We start from the raw sequence: 15935 nt of genomic DNA on the forward strand, positions 1-15935 counted from the left end.
ACGGCTAGTGCACCCGCACGCCCCCGAGCCAGGTCTGCTCGACCGTGAGCTGCGGCAGCTCCTCGACGGTCATGGCGGAGGGATCGGCCGAGAGCACCACGAGGTCGGCGAGCTTGCCCACCTCGAGGCTGCCCACCTCGTGCTCGCTGAACAGCTGCCAGGCGGCTCCGAGCGTCTGCGCCCGCAGCGCCTCGTCGAAGCTCACGCCGTCGGCTCCGGGCAGGCGTCGTCCGCCGCGGGTCGTGCGCGTCATCGCCACCGCCATGTTGCGGAGCGGCTCGGCGGGGGTCACGGTGCCGTCGTTGTGCAGCGAGATCTCGAGCCCGGCGTCCAGCGCGGCCCGCGCGTTCGCCCATGGCCCACCGTGCTCGGCGCCGAACAGCTCGTCGACGAGCACCTCGCCCCAGTAGTACACGTGGTCGATGAGCAGGCTCACGGTGGCGCCGAGTGCGGCCGCCCGCGCGAACTGGGCGGGCGTCATGGCGCCCACGTGCTCCATCCGCAGCCGGTGGTCGCTCCGCGGATGCCGCTCGAGCATCGCCTCCCAGGTGTCGAGCACGCGGTCGATGGCGAGATCGCCGTGCACGTGGCAGGCGAGCTGCCAGCCCTCCGGGAAGTACTGCTCCACCACCTCGTCGAGCTGGGCCCGGCTGTAGTTGGCCGAGCCGTGCGATCCGGGCTCGACCCCGATCGAGCGGGTTCCGTCGGTGTCGAGGTAGGGGAACGAGATGAGGATGTTGCCGACCCACGGCGATCCGTCGGCCCACGTCTTCACCCCGGTCTGCCGCACGAGGGCATCGCCGTTGGGCAGGGGCACGGAGGCGCTCGCTCCGGGCGCCGACATCTCGTAGAGGCGCAGGCGCGCGGTGAGGCCACCGGCGGCGCGAGTCGCGTCGATCGCGGGCTGCTTCGCGTGGTCCCAGCTCATGTCGCTCACCGTCGTGATGCCGACGGCGTTCAACGAGCCGAGGTACTGCGCGAGGAGCGCGGGCAGCTCGTGGGCCGCCTCGCCGAGCACCGGGCTGAGCAGCGCGAACACGGCGCCCACCTCGAAGCCCTTGCCCGTGAGCTCGCCCGCGGCGTCCTTGTCCCAGTGCGAGCCCACGGGATCGGGGGAGTCGCGCGTGATGCCCGAGCGGGCCGCAGCCGCCGAGTTGAAGTAGACCACGTGGCCCGAGTTGTGCAGGATGACGAGAGGTGCACCTCGACCCCAGTCGTCGAGCTCGGCGAGGGTGGGGTCGGTGAGGCCCGTCTGGAGGAGGCCGTCCCAGCCGTTGAACACGACGCCCTCAGGATGCGCGGCGACGCCGTCGCGGATCGCCGCGCGCACCTCCTCGGCCGTCGGCAGCGTCACGGGGCGGATGTCGATCATGAAGTGGCTGAGCACCACGGCGGTGTCGCTCGGGTGCCCGTGCGCCTCGACGAAGCCGGGCAGGAGGGCGCGCTCGCCGAGGAGGACGGTATCGAGATGGTCGCCCGTGGTGACGGCGGCTCGCACGTCGGCCTCGGTGCCGACGGCGGCGATCGTGCCGTCGCGCACGAGGAGGGCCCCGGCGCGGGGATGCGCGTCGTCGACGGTCAGGACGGTTCCCACGAAGAGGGTCTCGGAGGTCATGCCGCGACTGTATCGGCCGGGCGGGCACGGTGTGGGTGCGGCGCCTGTTAAATGATTGAGGGCCCGTCGTAGAGGCTAACGACGGGCCCTCTCCCTTGCACCAAGAGTGTCCTGCAATCACATTCCGCGGGAGCTGCCACAGCAAACAACTTCCGCTCTTCGAATATATAACGGTCTGGTAACGGAGCGCTAGTTACCAAAACGTTATTTTTCTGGGAATCAGCTGTGCGCCCCGTTCGGGGGGTGCCCAGGACCCCGGCGCGCCGCTCAGAACAGGTCGGGGGAGGGGGTCGACGTGTGCCGCACCGAGACGTCGGCGTGGCGGTCGAAGCGGTAGCCGACGCCGCGCACCGTGCGCACGATGTCCTCGTAGTCGCCGAGCTTCGAGCGCAGGCGCCGCACGTGCACATCGATGGTGCGCTCGTTGGGCACCTCGTCGTCGCCCGCGCTCCAGAGCGAGGTGATGAGCTCGGCGCGCTCGATGGTGCGGCCCTCGCGGAGCACGAGGTACTGCAGCAGCTCGAACTCCTTGTAGGTGAGGTTGGCGGGGTTGTTGTCGAGCAGCACGCGCTTGCGCGAGAGGTCGACGACAACGCCGTCGCGGGCGCGGTCCTGCTCGTCGGGGGCCTGGCGCTGCTTGGCGAGGGCGGCCGGATCCTGCAGTGCGAGCCGCACCACGTCGACGTCGCGGCCACCGGCGCCGCGAGGGGCGAGCGCCACGGCGGCGTAGGTCTCGGACGAGGGGGCGATCTCGGCGGCGAGGGCCTTCAGCGCCTCGACGATGCGGCCGAGGTCGGTGCCGTCGGCGCCGGCCTTGTCCTCGTCGATGCCGACGTAGAGCACGAAGCCACGGGCCTCGGTGCCTTCGGGCACGGCGCGGATACGGGCAGGAGCGGAGGGAGCGGCGGAAGCGACGGCGGCGGAGGCGGCGTCCGCAGTCGAGAGGGCGGTGGGGCGGGGGGCGAGGTGGGCGATCGACATGGGAGTTGTCCTTCAGGCAGCGGCCCGGAGATGCGGGCCGGAAGATGTGTCAGTACTCGTGATCCGGATGCGGATCGGAAGCGGCCCCGAGAGAGGGACCGAGAGCGCGACTCTCGCTGAGCCCGGTCAGGGCTGAGGGGTCGGCGCGGGCGAGATTCTCGTCAGCGACACATTCGACAACACATGACGACGCTGCCGGCCATCATCATGCCGGCATCCCCGAGGGCCTCAAAGGAGGTCAGGGCGTGCACGTTGTCAGTCATGCGTAGAAGCTAACCGGAACAGAGCGCGCATTGTCAACCCTCCGAGCGCATCCGGGATAGTTAGCACCGGTATAGGGTCTGCCGTATGAGCTCACCCGCGGTCCCGTCGATCTCGCCCCGCGCCCGTTGGCAAGCCTTCGGAGTCTGCGTGGCGGTGGCCGCCCTCACGATCCTCGATCTGTCGAAGGTCAACGTGGGCCTGCCGTCGATCGAGAAGTCGCTCGGCGCCGACTCGACCGCTCTGCAGGTGATCGTCGCCGGCTACGCGCTCGCCTTCGGCCTCGCGCTCGTGCCGGCGGGCCGGCTGGGCGACCTGTACTCCCGCAAGGTCATGTTCATCATCGGGTTGAGCGGGTTCACCCTCGCGAGCGTCTTCTGCGCGATCGCCCCCGACATCGAGACCCTGCTCATCGCGCGCATCCTGCAGGGAGTCGCCGCCGGCGTGCAGATGCCGCAGGTGCTCGGGCTCGTGCAGCAGCTCTTCCAAGGCGAGGAGAGGGGCCGGGCGTTCGGGCTCTTCGGCGCCGTGATCGGGATCTCGACCGCGTTCGGGCCCACGCTCGGTGGCCTCCTGATCGCGGTCGGCGGCCCCACCGACGGCTGGCGGCTGCTGTTCTGGATGAACGTGCCGCTCGGCGTGATCGCGCTCGCCCTGGCCGCCTGGCTGCTGCCGAAGGCGCAGCCGCACCAGCCGGGCGCCCGCAACCTCGATCTCATCGGCATCGTGCTGCTCGGCATCGCGGTGTTCGCCTTCATGCTGCCGTTCGTGCTCACCACGGGCGGGCCGGACGACAGTCCCTGGCGCTGGCTCTCGCTTCTCGGATGCGCGGTCGCGGTGGTGCTCTTCATCACCTGGGAGCGGCGCTACGAGGCGGCGGGCAAGTCTCCCGCCATCCACTTCGCGCTGTTCTCGCTCGGTTCGTACCGCAACGGTCTGCTGCTGGCCACGGCCTACTTCGCCGCGATCCCGGCGGTCTTCTTGCTCACCACGCTGTTCCTGCAGGAGGGCCTCGGCTACGCGCCGGTGTTCGCAGGCATGGTGAGCATCCCGTTCGCCCTGACCTCGGCCGCCACGGCGCTGATCGGTGGGCGACTGGTCTCGAAGTACGGGCGCTCGCTCGTGGTGATGGGGCTCGTGGTGGCGTTCGTCGGCTTCGTGCTCGTGCTGCTCGGCGCCGTGCTGCCGCCCGCGGAGTACTCGATCTGGTTCATGGCGGGGGCGATGGCGGTGGCCGGGGCCGGTGGCGGATTCGTCATCTCGCCGAACCAGACGCTCACGCTCGCCGAGATCCCGGTGACCGAGGGCGGTGTGGCGGGCTCGATGGCCCAGGTGGGGCAGCGCGTCGGCACGGCGGTGGGAGTGGCTGCGGCCTCGTCGATCTTCTTCGCCACCCTCTACAGCGAGGGCCCGGGCAACCCCGACAACGTCGAGGTCTACCACGACGGTTTCCGCAACGCCTTCTTCGTGACCCTCGGCCTCATCCTGGTGGCCCTCGCGATCGGCCTCGTCGACCTGCTGCGCCGCAAGCGCGCGGCCGACGACGACCCGGAGGACGACGCGTCCGACTCGGACACGGCGCCGGGGGTGCCGGTGGCGGATCCCGTGGCTACGGATGAATGAGTGACGGGTGACGCGCGCGCTTATTCTCCGCGCCGCCGCCTCTGCGGCGCGGGCCACATGTTCGGGTGCGGTCGCTTCGAGGCCGCGCCCTCACTCTGGGTCGTCGGGTACGGCCCGCGGCTTTGTGGGATCTTCTGGAGCCGCGACCGTGAGCGGTGTCAGACCGTGCCGTAGAGCCGGTCTCCGGCGTCGCCCAAGCCTGGGACTATGTAGCCCTTCTCGTTGAGCTTCTCGTCCAGGGCGCCCAGGACCAGGGTGACGTCGCGGCCCTCGGTGGCCTTCTCGAGGGCGGCGACGCCTTCGGGGGCACCGAGCAGGCAGATGGCGGTGACATCCTGAGCGCCGCGCTTGAAGAGGAACTCGATCGCCGCGGAGAGCGAGCCGCCGGTGGCGAGCATGGGGTCGAGCACGAAGCACTGGCGGTCAGAGAGGTCGTCGGGGAGTCGCTCGGCGTAGGTGGTGGGCTCGAGGGTCTCCTCGTTCCGCACCATGCCGAGGAAGCCGACCTCGGCGCTCGGCACGAGCTTGACCATGCCCTCCAGCATGCCGAGACCCGCGCGGAGGATCGGCACCACGAGCGGCCGCGGCTCGGCGATGGCGACGCCCTGCGCCTCCGAGACGGGGGTGTTCACCGTGACGGGCACGACGGTCACGTTGCGCGTGGCCTCGTAGGCCAGGAGGGTCACGAGCTCTTCGGCGAGAGCGCGGAAGGTGGGTGACGGGGTCGTCTTGTCGCGCAGCACGGTGAGCTTGTGCGTGATGAGCGGGTGATCGGCAACGTGTACTCGCATAGGCTCAATCTACTGGACGGCGGAGGGAGGGCCTTGTGGCAGAGGATCCGGCCCCCGCAGAGGCATCTGGCCGCGGGCCCGTGGCGGAGGCGACGGGTGGCGGATCTGCGGCCGAGGCACCGGGGCGCGGGCCCGCCGCCGTGCCCCCGCTGCCCTCCGACGCCGTGCTCGGCGAGTGGATGGCGCTCGCGCTGGCGGAGGCCCGCTCCGCACTCTCGACCGGGGACGTGCCCGTCGGCGCGGTAGTGCTCGATCGTGACGGGACGGTGATCGGCCGCGGACGCAACGAGCGCGAGCTGCACCGCGACCCGACCGCCCACGCCGAGGTCGTCGCCCTGCGCGAGGCCGCTGCCGCGACCGGCGACTGGCAGCTGCCGGGCGCCACCCTCGTGGTGACCCTCGAGCCCTGCGTCATGTGCGCGGGCGCCATCCTGGCCGCTCGCATCCCGAGGGTGGTCTTCGGCGCGTGGGACGAGAAGGCGGGAGCCGCGGGGTCGGTGCACGACCTCCTCCGCGACCGCCGCCTGCAGCACCGCGTGGAGGTGGTGGCGGGCATCGAAGCCGACGAGTGCGGCGACCTCCTCACGCGCTTCTTCCGCGAGCCCGGCAGGGGCCTCGGCTACGACGCCGGTGACCGGTGAGTACGCGAATCGCTGGGACCGCCACGCCCATCGCGCTCGCCCTGCTCGAGCCCGTCGAGGTACTCGGCGAGCAGACGCGCCGACGCCACCTGCTGCCCCGCTCCGTACTGGGCGCGCTCCGCCCGCAGCGAGTCGGCGTCGATCCCGTGCCGCCGGAGGTAGGCCGCGTCGGCAGCCAGCCACTCCTCGTGCATCGCATCCGTGAGCTCCGGATGGAACTGCACCGCCAGCAGCCAGTCACCGATCCCGAAGGCCTGGTTCTCGTACGCCTCGGATGACGCCAGCAGAGTGGTCGCAGCCGGCAGGTCGAAGGTGTCGCCGTGCCACTGCGCCATCGGGATGCCGGTCACGTGCCGCACCGGCGACGACCGCCCGGCCGCGGTCGGTTCGACAGACCGGTAGCCGACCTCCGGTGAAGGCCCCTGTCGCACCTCCTCGCCGAGAGCCGCCGCGATCACCTGGGCGCCGAAGCACACCCCGAGGGTCGGCCGTTCCTCCTCGAGCCTCGCCCGCACGAAGGCGATCTCTGGCGCGATGAACGGATGCCGATCCGCCTCGTACACGCCTGCCGTCGAGCCGAGCACGATGAGCACCTCGGCGTCGGCGACGCGCTCGAGGGCCGCACCGACCTCGTCGGCCGAGTGGCCCACCAGCACTTCGACGATCTCGATCTCGTAGCCGCGCGCTTCCAGCACGGGCCCGAAGTTGCCGAGCCCCACGGCCGCCGAGTGCTGCACGACCGCGGCGCGGCGGGAGGCCCGCACGCTCGCGTCCGCGCTCAATCCGCGCTCTTGATGATGATGGCCGAGGTGTTGGCCTCGACCTCGAGGGGTTCCACGAACACGTCGGGCTCGATGTAGATCACGCGGGCCACCGGCACCGCCGCCCGGATGCGACGCTCGACCTCGTTGATCGTCTCCGCCACGTCGCGCAGCTCCGACTCGGGTGCGAGCGCGATCTTCGCCCCCACCAGGAGCTCGTCGGGCCCCAGATAAAGAGTCTTCATGTGGATGACACGGTCGACCTTGGGCGTGCCGGCGACGGCCGCCTCGATGGCCGCCGCATCCGCATCGCTCGCGCCCTCGCCCACGAGCAGGCTCTTGGTCTCGATGCCCAGGATGATGGCCACGAGCACGAGCAGTGCGCCGATGAAGAGCGTGCCGATGCCGTCCCACAGCCCGTCGCCCGTGAGCACCGAGAGGCTCACGCCCACGAGGGCGAACGCGAGGCCACAGAGCGCGGCCGTGTCCTCCAGCAGCACCACGGGGAGCTCAGGCGCCTTGGCCCGGCGCACGAACTGCACCCAGGTCTGCTTGCCGCGGTGGTGGTTCGACTCCTTGATGCCTGTGCGCAGCGACAGCCCCTCGAGCACCATCGCGATCAGGAGCACCCCGATCGGCACCCACGGCGCTTCGATGGGGTGAGGGTTCTCGATCTTCTCGATGCCCTCGTAGATCGAGAACACGCCGCCGACCGAGAACAGGATGATCGACACCACGAAGGCGTAGACGTAGCGCTCCCGGCCGTAGCCGAACGGATGCTCCTTGTCGGCCTTCTTCTTCGCCTTGCGGCCGCCCAGCAGGAGCAGCAGCTGGTTGCCCGAGTCGGCGAGCGAGTGCACGCTCTCGGCGAGCATCGACGACGAGCCCGAGATGAGGAACGCGACGAACTTGGCGATGGCGATGCCGATGTTGGCCAGCAGTGCCGCGATGATCGCTCTCGTGCCACCTGATGCGCTCACGAAATCCTCTTCCTCGTCGCCGGATGATCGGCCAATTCTAGGATGGGGGCATGAGCCCCGCCGCATCAACCGACGAGTCCGACCACGCGCCCTCGACAGCGCTGCCCTCGACAGCGCTCCCCTCGACAGCGCTCCCCTCGACAGCGCTCCCCTCGACAGCGCTCCCCTCGATTGCACTCCTCGGTGCCGGATCGATGGGCCGCGCCATCTTGAGCGGGCTGCTCGCGCCGGGTGTCGAGGTGCAGGGCGGAATCCGCGTGACCAACCGCTCGGCCGCCAAGGCCGCCGACCTCGACGGCACGGCCGGCGTGACCGCGTTCGCCACCGACGACGACCCCGAGGCCAACCGCAAGGCCGTCTCGGGTGCTGCCATCGTGCTCGTGGCGGTCAAGCCCGCCATGGTCCCCGACCTCCTCGACGAGATCGCCGACGCCCTCGACGACGGCGCGATCGTGGTGAGCGTGGCGGCCGGGGTGACCGTGAGCACGTTCGAGAAGCACCTGCCCGCCTCGGTCTCCGTCATCCGCTCGATGCCGAACACGCCGGCTGTCGTGGGCAGGGCCGTGACCGGCCTCTCGGCGGGGACCCGCTCGAGCGCGGAGGAGCTCGCCCTGGTGCGCTCGCTCTTCGAGACGGTGGGGACTGTGGTGGAGGTGCCGGAATCACAGCTCGATGCTCTCAGCACCATCTCCGGCTCTGGCCCCGCCTACGTGTATCTGTTGATAGAGGCTCTGACCGAGGCGGCTGTGCAGAAGGGGTTCACCGCCGAGCAGGCCGCCGAGCTCGTCAACGGCACCTTCGCGGGAGCCGCCGAGCTCCTCGTGCGGAGCGGCGAGACCCCCACCGACCTCCGCATCCAAGTCACGAGCCCGAAGGGCACCACCGAGCGCGCCCTCGCGGTGCTGCAGGAGGCCGATCTCCCGGAGCTCTTCGGCCGTGCCACCGACGCCGCACTCGCCCGCGCCCGCGAGCTCGCCGCGGGCTGAGGTGGACGCGGGCTGAGACGGACCGCCGTCTCAGACCACCGTCGGGCGTCGCCTCAGGCTTCGAAGCGCGCGTCCCGGGCGAGCATCGCCGCCTGCAGCCGCGACGAGCATCCGAGCTTCGCGAGCACCCGGCTCACGTGGGTCTTGGCGGTCGTCTCCTCGATGACGAGGCGCTCCGCGATGCGCTGATTGCTGAGGCCCTCGGCGAGGCAGCCCAGCACCGCACGCTCGCGGGGGGTGAGCTCGTCGAAGGGGGTGGCAGTACGAGGCGCAGACGCAGGGACCGGTGCACCCACGCCGGTCTCCGTTCCCTCACCGTCACCGCCGCCGCCGGCAGCCGCACGCAGCACGCGCCGCGTGACCTCGGGCGAGAGCATCCCCTCGCCGGCGGCCACGCGCTCGACGGCCGTCACCACCGCCGACGCCTCGGCGGTCTTCACGAGGAACCCGGCCGCCCCCGCCCTGATGGCACCGAAGACGTACTCGTCGAGATCGAACGTCGTGAGCACGATCACCTCGGCGAGCCGCTCCGCCACGATGCGCCGGGTGGCCTCGATACCGTCGGTCCCAGGCATCCGCACGTCCATCAGCACGACGTCGGGAGCGAGCCTCCGCGCGAGCCGCACCGCTTCGGCGCCATCGCCGGCCTCGCCCACGACCGTGATGGCGGGGGCCGTCTCGAGCATGAGCCGGAGCCCGGCGCGGATCATCGCGTGGTCGTCGGCCAGGAGCACGCGGATCACGCGCGGCTCCCGAGGGTGCGCGTGGGGAACTCGGCGCGAACGACCCAGGTGCCCTCCGAGCGGCCCGCTGCGAAGACACCGCCCAGCGCGAGAGTGCGCTCGCGCATGGTGACGAGCCCGAACCCCGACGACGTGGTGGGGCGAACAGGGGTCGCCGCGTCGAACGCGCCCTCGAGATCGCCTGCAGCGTTCGACACCTCCACGACGAGCCGCCCACCCTCGAGGTCGTCGGTGATGCGCACCGACACGACGCTCCCGGGAGCGTGCTTGCCCGCGTTCACGATCGACTCCTGCACCACCCGGTACGCCGCCTGCTCGACGGCGGTCGGCGGCCCCACCCGGGCGAACGACCGCGGGGGGTCGACGCGCACGTCGATGCCCGATCGTCTCGAGCCCTCGACGAGCTCCCCGAGGCGCTCGAGCCCCGGAGCCGTCGCGAGCGGATCGGAGCCGCCGTCGCGCAGCAGCCCGATCATCTGCCGCATCTCGCCGAGCGACCGCACGGCCGACTCGCGCACCACGGCGAGGCTCTCCCGGTCGCGAACGGGGTCGGGCGAATGCGCGAGGCTCGCCTCCGCACGGATCGCGATCACCGACAGCTGCCCCGCGATCGTGTCATGCAGATCGCGTGCCATCCGTGCCCGCTCGGCGGCGACCGCCTCGGCGCGATCGGTGGCGGCCACCTGCTCCGCCTGGGCGCGGTCGGCCGCGGCGACCCGCTCGAGCGCATCGGCGCGGTCCCGTTCGAGGGCCGCCCGCCCTTCGGCGAGAGCGGCGAGCTCGGCCTTCTGCACCACATTCAGCGCCCACCACACCGGCACGACGAGGAGAGCGATCGTCTGCAGCACCAGCAGCACGGTGAGCTGCAGGGGTGCTCCGGCGACCAGCGGCACCACCCCAGTGCCGACGATGACCACGATCACGCCGCGCACGACGAGCTTGCGTCGGCCCGGCGAGGAGTAGGCGGTCGCCGCGTAGAGCAGATCGAAGAGCACGACGATCATGGCGATGCTGCCGCCGATCACCCAGTCGGCGGCCACCGCGAGGATGCCGACGCCGAGCATCGTGAGCGGGAGGCGGCGCTTCACCAGCATCGCGCCGCAGCCCAGGGCGAGCGGCACGAGGTGCAGCCACGGCGAGGCGTCGTCGCCCAGCCAGCGCGGCGCATCCGACCACATCCCGGATGCGCCGAGCGCGATGAGGAGCACTCCGAGCGCGAACACGATCCCGGCCGAGGCCGCGTCCTCCCAGGTCGGGGTCGCGGATTCCGCCGAGGCGGCCCCGCTCCGAGGATCGTGGAGCCTTTCGGAACTGGTCACGCTCGGGAGCCCGGATCCCGCGGAGCCGGTCACGCCCGAGACATACCGGGGATCCGCCGAGCCGGGGACATCCGGAGAGCTCGCGACCATGCCGCCATCCCACCACACCGACCCACCCCGCGCATCCTCCGAAGGATGCAGGTGCGGCGGCATCCGAGCCCAGGATGCCTCCTTCGCACGACGACAGGCCGCCGCTGTCCCGCGAGGCTCGGAGCATGAGCATCGAACTCCTCGGATCCCTCGTCGTGCTGGCCCTCATCGACAGCACGAGCTTCGGCACCCTCCTCATCCCGGTCTGGCTGATGCTGGCGCCCGGACGCATCCGGCCGCAACGGGTGATGGTGTTCCTCGTGACGGTCGCGGTGTTCTACCTCGCGGTCGGCACGGCGCTGCTGGCCGGGGCCCAGGTGCTCGCGGGCGTGCTCGACGGCGGTCTCGCGTCGATCCTCGAGAGCCCCGCGGCCCGCATCCTGCAGCTGGCGCTCGGGGTGGTGCTGTTCGGCGTGAGCTTCTGGATCGACTCGCCGAAGCGCCGTGCCCGTGCCGCCGGAGCGGGGCCGGGGCGCGTGCACCGCTGGCGCGAGCGTGCCATGGGAGCGCCCGAGGTGTCGGAGGCCGGTGCGAACAGCGGATCCGCGGCCACCCGCCCCCAGGCCACACGCCCACAGGCCACCGGCCTCCTCGCCCTGATGGGCCTCGCGCTGGCGGCCGCCGCCATCGAGGTCGGCAGCATGATCCCGTACCTCGCGGGCATCGGCCTGATCTCGACCTCAGGCCTCGAGTGGCCCACGACGGGTCTGCTGCTCGCCGGCTACTGCGGTGTGATGGTGCTCCCGGCCCTCGTGCTGCTGGTCGCGCGGGTCGTCGCGGCGCGCGCGGTGGAGCCCGCCCTGAGCCGGCTGAGCGACTGGATGACCAAGCACGCGGCCTCGACGACCGCCTGGATCGTGGGCATCGTCGGGTTCCTGCTCGCCCGCGACGCCGCCGTGGCGCTCGGGCTGTTCGGCCCGCTGTCGGAGCTCGGGAGCTGAGCTAGGTCCCGAGGCTGTTCCGCCGGGCTAGTTCCCGAGCGCCGCGAACACCTCGATGTCCGAGCTCTTGCCCGAGACGATGATGAGGTCGTGGTTCGACACGACCGTCGACTCCGTGGCGTAGGTGAACGGCTTGCCGGGGCTCTTCACACCCACGACCGTCACGTGGTACTTCGATCGCACGCCCGACTCCGTGAGGTTGAGGCCGCGGATGGGCTTCGGCGGGTACATCTTGACGAGCGCGAAGTCGTCGTCGAACTCGATGAAGTCGAGCATGCGGCCCGAGACGAGGTGCGCCACGCGCTCGCCGGCCTCGGCCTCGGGGTAGATGACGTGGTTGGCGCCGATGCGCTCGAGGATCTTGCCGTGCGAGCGCGAGATCGCCTTCGCCCAGATCTGCGGGATGCGGAGGTCGACGAGGTTCGCGGTGATGAGCACCGACGCCTCGATCGAGGAGCCGACGGCCACGACCGCCACCTGGAAGTCGGCGGCACCGATCTGGCGCAGCGCCTCGACGTTCTTGGCATCCGCCTGCACCGTGTGCGTCACGCGCTCGGACCACTTCTGCACGAGCCGCTCGTCTTCATCGATGGCGAGCACCTCGCGCCCCAGGCGGTCGAGCTCGCCTGCCGTCGCGGCCCCGAACCGGCCGAGGCCGATCACGAGCACGGGGGCGTCGTGCTTGATGCGGTCAACCAACGATGGGCCTCTCTTCCGGGCGTTTGTAGAGCTGCTGGCGCTGGCTGGCGGCCAGGGCTGCGGCAAGTGTCACAGTACCAACGCGGCCCATGAACATGGTGGCCGCCATGATGTAGACCCCGGCGTCGGGGAGTGAGGCGGTGAGTCCCGTCGTGAGACCCGATGTCGCGAAGGCCGAGATGACGTCGAAGAGCACGAAGTCGAGCGGCGCCTTCGAGATCTGCAGGATGAGGATGGAGGAGACCGCCACGGTCGTGGCGCCCCACAGCACCACCGAGACGCCGAGGCGCAGCACGTCGCCCGGGATGCGTCGGCCGAACGACTCCATGTCCTGCACGCCGCGCGCCTCGGCGAAGGCGGCGAGGAAGAGCACGGCCAGTGTCGTGACCTTGATGCCGCCTGCCGTCGACGCGGAGCCGCCGCCGATGAACATGAGCATGTCGGTCACGAGCAGGCTCGAGCCGTTGAGGTCGGGGATGTTGATGGTCGAGAAGCCGCCCGAGCGGGTCATCACCGAGAGGAAGAAGCTCTGGAACACCGTGTCGCCCGCGTTGAGGGTGCCGAAGGTCTTCGGATTGTCGAACTCGAGCACGATGTAGAGCACGGCGCCCGCCACGATCAGGAGCGCGCTCGTCACGAGCGTGAGCTTGACGTGCACCGACCAGCGCACCCGGAGATCCGGCCCGTGCCCCTTCTTGCGCTTGCGCCAGGCGCCGAGCGTGCGGGCGAGCGCGTAGATCACGGGGAAGCCGATGGCACCGAGGAAGACGCCCACCATGAGGATGGTGAGGAAGAAGTAGTCGTTGGCGAACGGCGTGAGCCCCTCGGCGTTGGGCGCGAAGCCGGTGTTCGTGAACGCCATCGCCGAGTAGTAGAGGCTGTGCCAGATGGCCTCGCCCACCGGGATGCCGTCGATGAGCATGCGGGGGAGCAGGAGTGCTGCGATCACGAGCTCGATCACGAGGGCGCTGATGGCCACGGTGGCGAGCAGCGAGCCGATCTCGCCGAGGCGCACGGCCTGCCCCTCGGCGACCGGGCCGTGGTGCATCCGGAGCGGGTTGGTGTCGCTGGCCGCGATGAGTCGGGCGCGGAGGCCGAGGCGGCGCGAGATGACGAGCCCCAGGATGCTCGCGAGGGTGAGCACGCCCAGAGCACCGATCTGCACGCCGATGTAGATGAGGACGTGACCGAACACCGACCAGTGGGTGGCCATGTCGACGGTCGCGAGACCCGTGACGCAGATGACCGAGACGGCTGTGAAGAGGGAGTCGGCGAGGGGGGTGACCTTGCCCGAGGCGCTCGAGATCGGCAGCGAGAACAGCACCGTGAAGATGACGATGAGGCTTGCGAAGATGAGGATCGCGAACCGCGACGGCGACTTCTCCGAGAACTCGCGCATGCCCTGGCGGAAACGGCCCGCCCAGGTGCGGCTGCGATTGAACGGGTTGCGGCTCGCCACGCTGCTGCGGATGCTCATCCCAGTTCCTCGTCTCGGCCGGGCATCGGCGCCGGCTGTCGGCCGCCCCTCGGTGAACGGTGCAATGCTACTCGCGGTGGCGCGGATCGGGAGCCACCCCACTAGCCTTGGGGAATGGCCGACATCTTCTCCGTGATCGCCGACCCCACGCGGCGCCAGCTCCTGTCGTTGCTGCTCGAGCGCTACGTCGCCACCGACCAGGTGAGCGCCTCGGGAGCGGGAGACGGCGAGTACAGCGTCTCCGAGCTCGTGGCCCAGCTCGAGCTGAGCCAGCCGACCGTGTCGAAGCACCTCAAGGTGCTGCGCGACACCGGACTCGTCGTCGTGCGAGAAGAAGGCCAGCACCGCTTCTACAAGATCGACGTCTCACCGCTGGAAGACGTGGAGGACTGGCTGATCCCGTTCCTCTCCGCCGACTTCGACACCGCGGAGGAGGACGAGCTGTGGGAGAACGCCTCGGATGCCGTCAAGTCGGCAGCAGCGTCGTTCGGCCAGAACGTCGGACGTCGTGCGGCCGCCACCTCGCACGCCGTGAAGAGCGTCGCCGACGACCTGGTGTCGAAGCTCCGCCGCTGACCGCGTGTGTGCGGTTCATTTGTGGGACCTGTGTGACTCCTGTTGCCCGTGAGGGTGCCTGGGCCCTATAGTTTCGCCATGGCAGAAGACCTGGACGACGTGCGCTTCCTCACCGTCGCCGAGGTCGCCGACATGATGCGCGTCTCGAAGATGACGGTCTACCGACTGGTGCACGCCGGCGAGCTGCCCGCCATCCGCTTCGGCCGTTCGTTCCGTGTGCCCGAATCGGCCGTGGCGTCGGCGGTCAAGAACCACATCGCCGATTCGGCGTAGCGCTTCCTGCTACACTTCTCCGAGGCTCTTCAGCCTCTGACCGCCGGTTCTGCGCGGTCTTCCCTGATACGTGTGAGGTTTGTGTGGGTTCTGTAATCAAGAAGCGTCGCAAGCGCATGGCGAAGAAGAAGCACCGCAAGCTGCTTCGCAAGACTCGCCACCAGCGTCGCAACAAGAAGTAGCGTCAGACTCACGTCTCGCGCGCTACGCGAGCAGAGCGTCAGGTTTCGGCCTGGCGCTTTTTGCTTTCCCGGTGCACGCTCCTTCCATGGCTGATCCCGAGTACTGCGCCACCCTGGTCGTCCGCGATGCGGTGACCAAGCTCGATGCGCTCGCGATCGTGGCGCTCGCCGTCGACCGGCCTGTGTCGGGAGCCGGCACCGTGCATCCGTTCATCGAGCTCGAGAGCGGTGCCCGGGTCGAGATCGAGATCCCGAAGTTCGGTGAGCCGCCGCCGCTCGCACTCGACGTGTACTCGGGCCTCGGCTTCGAGCACGCCGCCATGAGCGCGCTCGCGCTGCTCGCGCGGCTCGAGGAGGCCACGGCGTGGACGGTGAAGCCCGACTTCACCTTGTGAGGCCGAACGCTCGGCGGCGCTCGGTAGGCTGAAACCGTGCCCACCGTCGACCTCGCCCTCATCGGCAAGCCGGGGTGCCACCTCTGCGACGACGCCCGCGAGGTCGTGCGCTCCGTGATCGCCTCGCTCGACGGGGAGGTCGATGTCTCGATGACCGAGCTGTCGATCCTCGACGACCCGGCGCTCCTCGACGAGTTCGCCGAGGAGATCCCGGTCGTGACGATCGGCGGGCGCGTGCACACCATCTGGCGGGTCGAGCCGGCCCGCCTCCGAACCGCCCTGCTGGAGGCCGCCCCATGATCCGCCACGTCGTCGCCTGGAAGCTCCGTGCCACCGATCCCGCTCAGAAGGAGGCCGACGCCGCCGAGATCGTGCGGGTGCTGTCGGCGCTTCGCGAGACCGTGCCGTCGGTGAAGGAGCTCGACGTGGGCGCGAACATGGCGTACTTCGAGAAGAACTGGGACGTCGTGCTCGTGGCCGACTACGAGACGCTCGCCGATCTCGACGCGTACCAGGCGCATCCGGCGCACGTCGCCGCGGCGCCCGTCGTGGCCGCGCTCGTGGTTGATCGGGCCTCGGTGGACATCGAGATCTGAGGTCG

The 15935-nt window shown here is 70.3% G+C and carries 19 protein-coding genes; 10 read left to right on the top strand and 9 right to left on the bottom strand.

Going from position 1 to position 15935, the window contains the following annotated elements; genetic code table 11:
• Positions 1–4: 4 nt before the first annotated feature.
• Positions 5–1615: an amidohydrolase gene (locus N1028_RS14120; protein WP_259530008.1), complete on the bottom strand. Its 1611-nt coding sequence runs from the start codon at positions 1613–1615 to the stop codon at positions 5–7.
• 267 nt (positions 1616–1882) lie between these two features.
• Positions 1883–2596 carry a winged helix-turn-helix domain-containing protein gene (locus N1028_RS14125; RefSeq protein ID WP_259530009.1) on the bottom strand — a complete coding sequence of 238 codons (714 nt, stop codon included), beginning with the start codon at positions 2594–2596 and terminating at the stop codon, positions 1883–1885.
• Positions 2597–2944: 348 nt separating this feature from the next.
• Here N1028_RS14125 and N1028_RS14130 point away from each other — a divergent pair, with 348 nt between their 5' ends.
• Positions 2945–4480, top strand: a complete 1536-nt coding sequence (locus N1028_RS14130; protein WP_259530010.1) for an MFS transporter — start codon at positions 2945–2947, stop codon at positions 4478–4480.
• A 158-nt stretch (positions 4481–4638) separates the two neighbouring features.
• On the opposite strand, the gene upp is transcribed toward N1028_RS14130, so the two are convergent.
• Complete coding sequence (gene upp / locus N1028_RS14135) at positions 4639–5271, bottom strand: uracil phosphoribosyltransferase (protein ID WP_259530011.1); 633 nt, start codon at positions 5269–5271, stop codon at positions 4639–4641.
• A gap of 179 nt (positions 5272–5450) precedes the next feature.
• Between upp and tadA the strand changes: the two genes are divergently transcribed.
• On the top strand, positions 5451–5912 hold the full coding sequence (tadA, locus tag N1028_RS14140) for a tRNA adenosine(34) deaminase TadA (protein ID WP_259530141.1): 462 nt from the start codon (positions 5451–5453) through the stop codon (positions 5910–5912).
• Here the strand turns inward: tadA and N1028_RS14145 are convergent.
• A complete protein-coding gene (locus N1028_RS14145; RefSeq protein ID WP_259530012.1) occupies positions 5891–6694 on the bottom strand; it encodes a glutamine amidotransferase-related protein in 804 nt (267 codons plus the stop codon). The genes tadA and N1028_RS14145 overlap by 22 nt on opposite strands.
• On the bottom strand, positions 6691–7653 hold the full coding sequence (locus tag N1028_RS14150; protein ID WP_259530013.1) for a cation diffusion facilitator family transporter: 963 nt from the start codon (positions 7651–7653) through the stop codon (positions 6691–6693). Before N1028_RS14150 ends, N1028_RS14145 begins: the two co-directional genes overlap by 4 nt.
• A 50-nt stretch (positions 7654–7703) precedes the next feature.
• On the opposite strand from N1028_RS14150, the gene proC reads away from it, so the two are divergent.
• Positions 7704–8639, top strand: coding sequence for a pyrroline-5-carboxylate reductase (gene proC, locus N1028_RS14155; protein ID WP_375163438.1), 936 nt, complete (start codon positions 7704–7706; stop codon positions 8637–8639).
• Positions 8640–8692: 53 nt separating this feature from the next.
• Here the strand turns inward: proC and N1028_RS14160 are convergent, their stop codons facing one another.
• Entirely contained in the window at positions 8693–9382 is a 690-nt protein-coding gene (locus N1028_RS14160; RefSeq protein WP_259530014.1) for a response regulator, read from the bottom strand.
• Positions 9379–10701 carry a sensor histidine kinase gene (locus N1028_RS14165; RefSeq protein WP_259530015.1) on the bottom strand — a complete coding sequence of 441 codons (1323 nt, stop codon included), beginning with the start codon at positions 10699–10701 and terminating at the stop codon, positions 9379–9381. The genes N1028_RS14160 and N1028_RS14165 overlap by 4 nt, the downstream gene beginning before the upstream one ends.
• 215 nt (positions 10702–10916) lie before the next feature.
• On the opposite strand from N1028_RS14165, the gene N1028_RS14170 reads away from it, so the two are divergent.
• Positions 10917–11732: a GAP family protein gene (locus tag N1028_RS14170; RefSeq protein ID WP_259530016.1), complete on the top strand. Its 816-nt coding sequence runs from the start codon at positions 10917–10919 to the stop codon at positions 11730–11732.
• 27 nt (positions 11733–11759) lie between these two features.
• Here N1028_RS14170 and N1028_RS14175 read toward each other — a convergent pair whose 3' ends face one another.
• A complete protein-coding gene (locus N1028_RS14175; RefSeq protein WP_259530017.1) occupies positions 11760–12431 on the bottom strand; it encodes a potassium channel family protein in 672 nt (223 codons plus the stop codon).
• Positions 12424–13830: a TrkH family potassium uptake protein gene (locus N1028_RS14180; RefSeq protein WP_259530143.1), complete on the bottom strand. Its 1407-nt coding sequence runs from the start codon at positions 13828–13830 to the stop codon at positions 12424–12426. Before N1028_RS14180 ends, N1028_RS14175 begins: the two co-directional genes overlap by 8 nt.
• Before the next feature lie 192 nt (positions 13831–14022).
• On the opposite strand from N1028_RS14180, the gene N1028_RS14185 reads away from it, so the two are divergent.
• From N1028_RS14185 to N1028_RS14210, 6 genes are all read left to right on the top strand, one after another.
• On the top strand, positions 14023–14484 hold the full coding sequence (locus N1028_RS14185) for an ArsR/SmtB family transcription factor (RefSeq protein WP_259530018.1): 462 nt from the start codon (positions 14023–14025) through the stop codon (positions 14482–14484).
• A 78-nt stretch (positions 14485–14562) separates the two neighbouring features.
• A complete protein-coding gene (locus N1028_RS14190; protein WP_259530019.1) occupies positions 14563–14757 on the top strand; it encodes a helix-turn-helix domain-containing protein in 195 nt (64 codons plus the stop codon).
• 83 nt (positions 14758–14840) lie between these two features.
• A complete protein-coding gene (locus N1028_RS14195; RefSeq protein WP_003792170.1) occupies positions 14841–14939 on the top strand; it encodes a 30S ribosomal protein bS22 in 99 nt (32 codons plus the stop codon).
• Positions 14940–15025: 86 nt separating this feature from the next.
• On the top strand, positions 15026–15334 hold the full coding sequence (locus N1028_RS14200) for a hypothetical protein (protein WP_259530020.1): 309 nt from the start codon (positions 15026–15028) through the stop codon (positions 15332–15334).
• Between the two features lie 36 nt (positions 15335–15370).
• On the top strand, positions 15371–15634 hold the full coding sequence (locus N1028_RS14205) for a glutaredoxin family protein (RefSeq protein ID WP_259530021.1): 264 nt from the start codon (positions 15371–15373) through the stop codon (positions 15632–15634).
• Positions 15631–15930: a Dabb family protein gene (locus tag N1028_RS14210; protein ID WP_259530022.1), complete on the top strand. Its 300-nt coding sequence runs from the start codon at positions 15631–15633 to the stop codon at positions 15928–15930. Before N1028_RS14205 ends, N1028_RS14210 begins: the two co-directional genes overlap by 4 nt.
• Positions 15931–15935: the final 5 nt, after the last annotated feature.

Source organism: Herbiconiux oxytropis (genome assembly GCF_024979315.1).
Taxonomy (GTDB): domain Bacteria; phylum Actinomycetota; class Actinomycetes; order Actinomycetales; family Microbacteriaceae; genus Herbiconiux; species Herbiconiux oxytropis.

Excerpts from the sequence above, each read along its gene's own strand:
- N1028_RS14185 (WP_259530018.1), top strand. The coding sequence starts at position 14,023 with ATGGCCGACATCTTCTCCGTGATCGCCGACCCCACGCGGCGCCAGCTC.
- tadA (WP_259530141.1), top strand. The coding sequence starts at position 5,451 with ATGGCGCTCGCGCTGGCGGAGGCCCGCTCCGCACTCTCGACCGGGGAC.
- N1028_RS14210 (WP_259530022.1), top strand. The coding sequence starts at position 15,631 with ATGATCCGCCACGTCGTCGCCTGGAAGCTCCGTGCCACCGATCCCGCT.
- N1028_RS14170 (WP_259530016.1), top strand. The coding sequence starts at position 10,917 with ATGAGCATCGAACTCCTCGGATCCCTCGTCGTGCTGGCCCTCATCGAC.
- N1028_RS14130 (WP_259530010.1), top strand. The coding sequence starts at position 2,945 with ATGAGCTCACCCGCGGTCCCGTCGATCTCGCCCCGCGCCCGTTGGCAA.
- N1028_RS14200 (WP_259530020.1), top strand. The coding sequence starts at position 15,026 with ATGGCTGATCCCGAGTACTGCGCCACCCTGGTCGTCCGCGATGCGGTG.
- N1028_RS14180 (WP_259530143.1), bottom strand. The coding sequence starts at position 13,830 with ATGCGCGAGTTCTCGGAGAAGTCGCCGTCGCGGTTCGCGATCCTCATC.
- N1028_RS14125 (WP_259530009.1), bottom strand. The coding sequence starts at position 2,596 with ATGTCGATCGCCCACCTCGCCCCCCGCCCCACCGCCCTCTCGACTGCG.
- N1028_RS14190 (WP_259530019.1), top strand. The coding sequence starts at position 14,563 with ATGGCAGAAGACCTGGACGACGTGCGCTTCCTCACCGTCGCCGAGGTC.
- proC (WP_375163438.1), top strand. The coding sequence starts at position 7,704 with ATGAGCCCCGCCGCATCAACCGACGAGTCCGACCACGCGCCCTCGACA.
- upp (WP_259530011.1), bottom strand. The coding sequence starts at position 5,271 with ATGCGAGTACACGTTGCCGATCACCCGCTCATCACGCACAAGCTCACC.
- N1028_RS14120 (WP_259530008.1), bottom strand. The coding sequence starts at position 1,615 with ATGACCTCCGAGACCCTCTTCGTGGGAACCGTCCTGACCGTCGACGAC.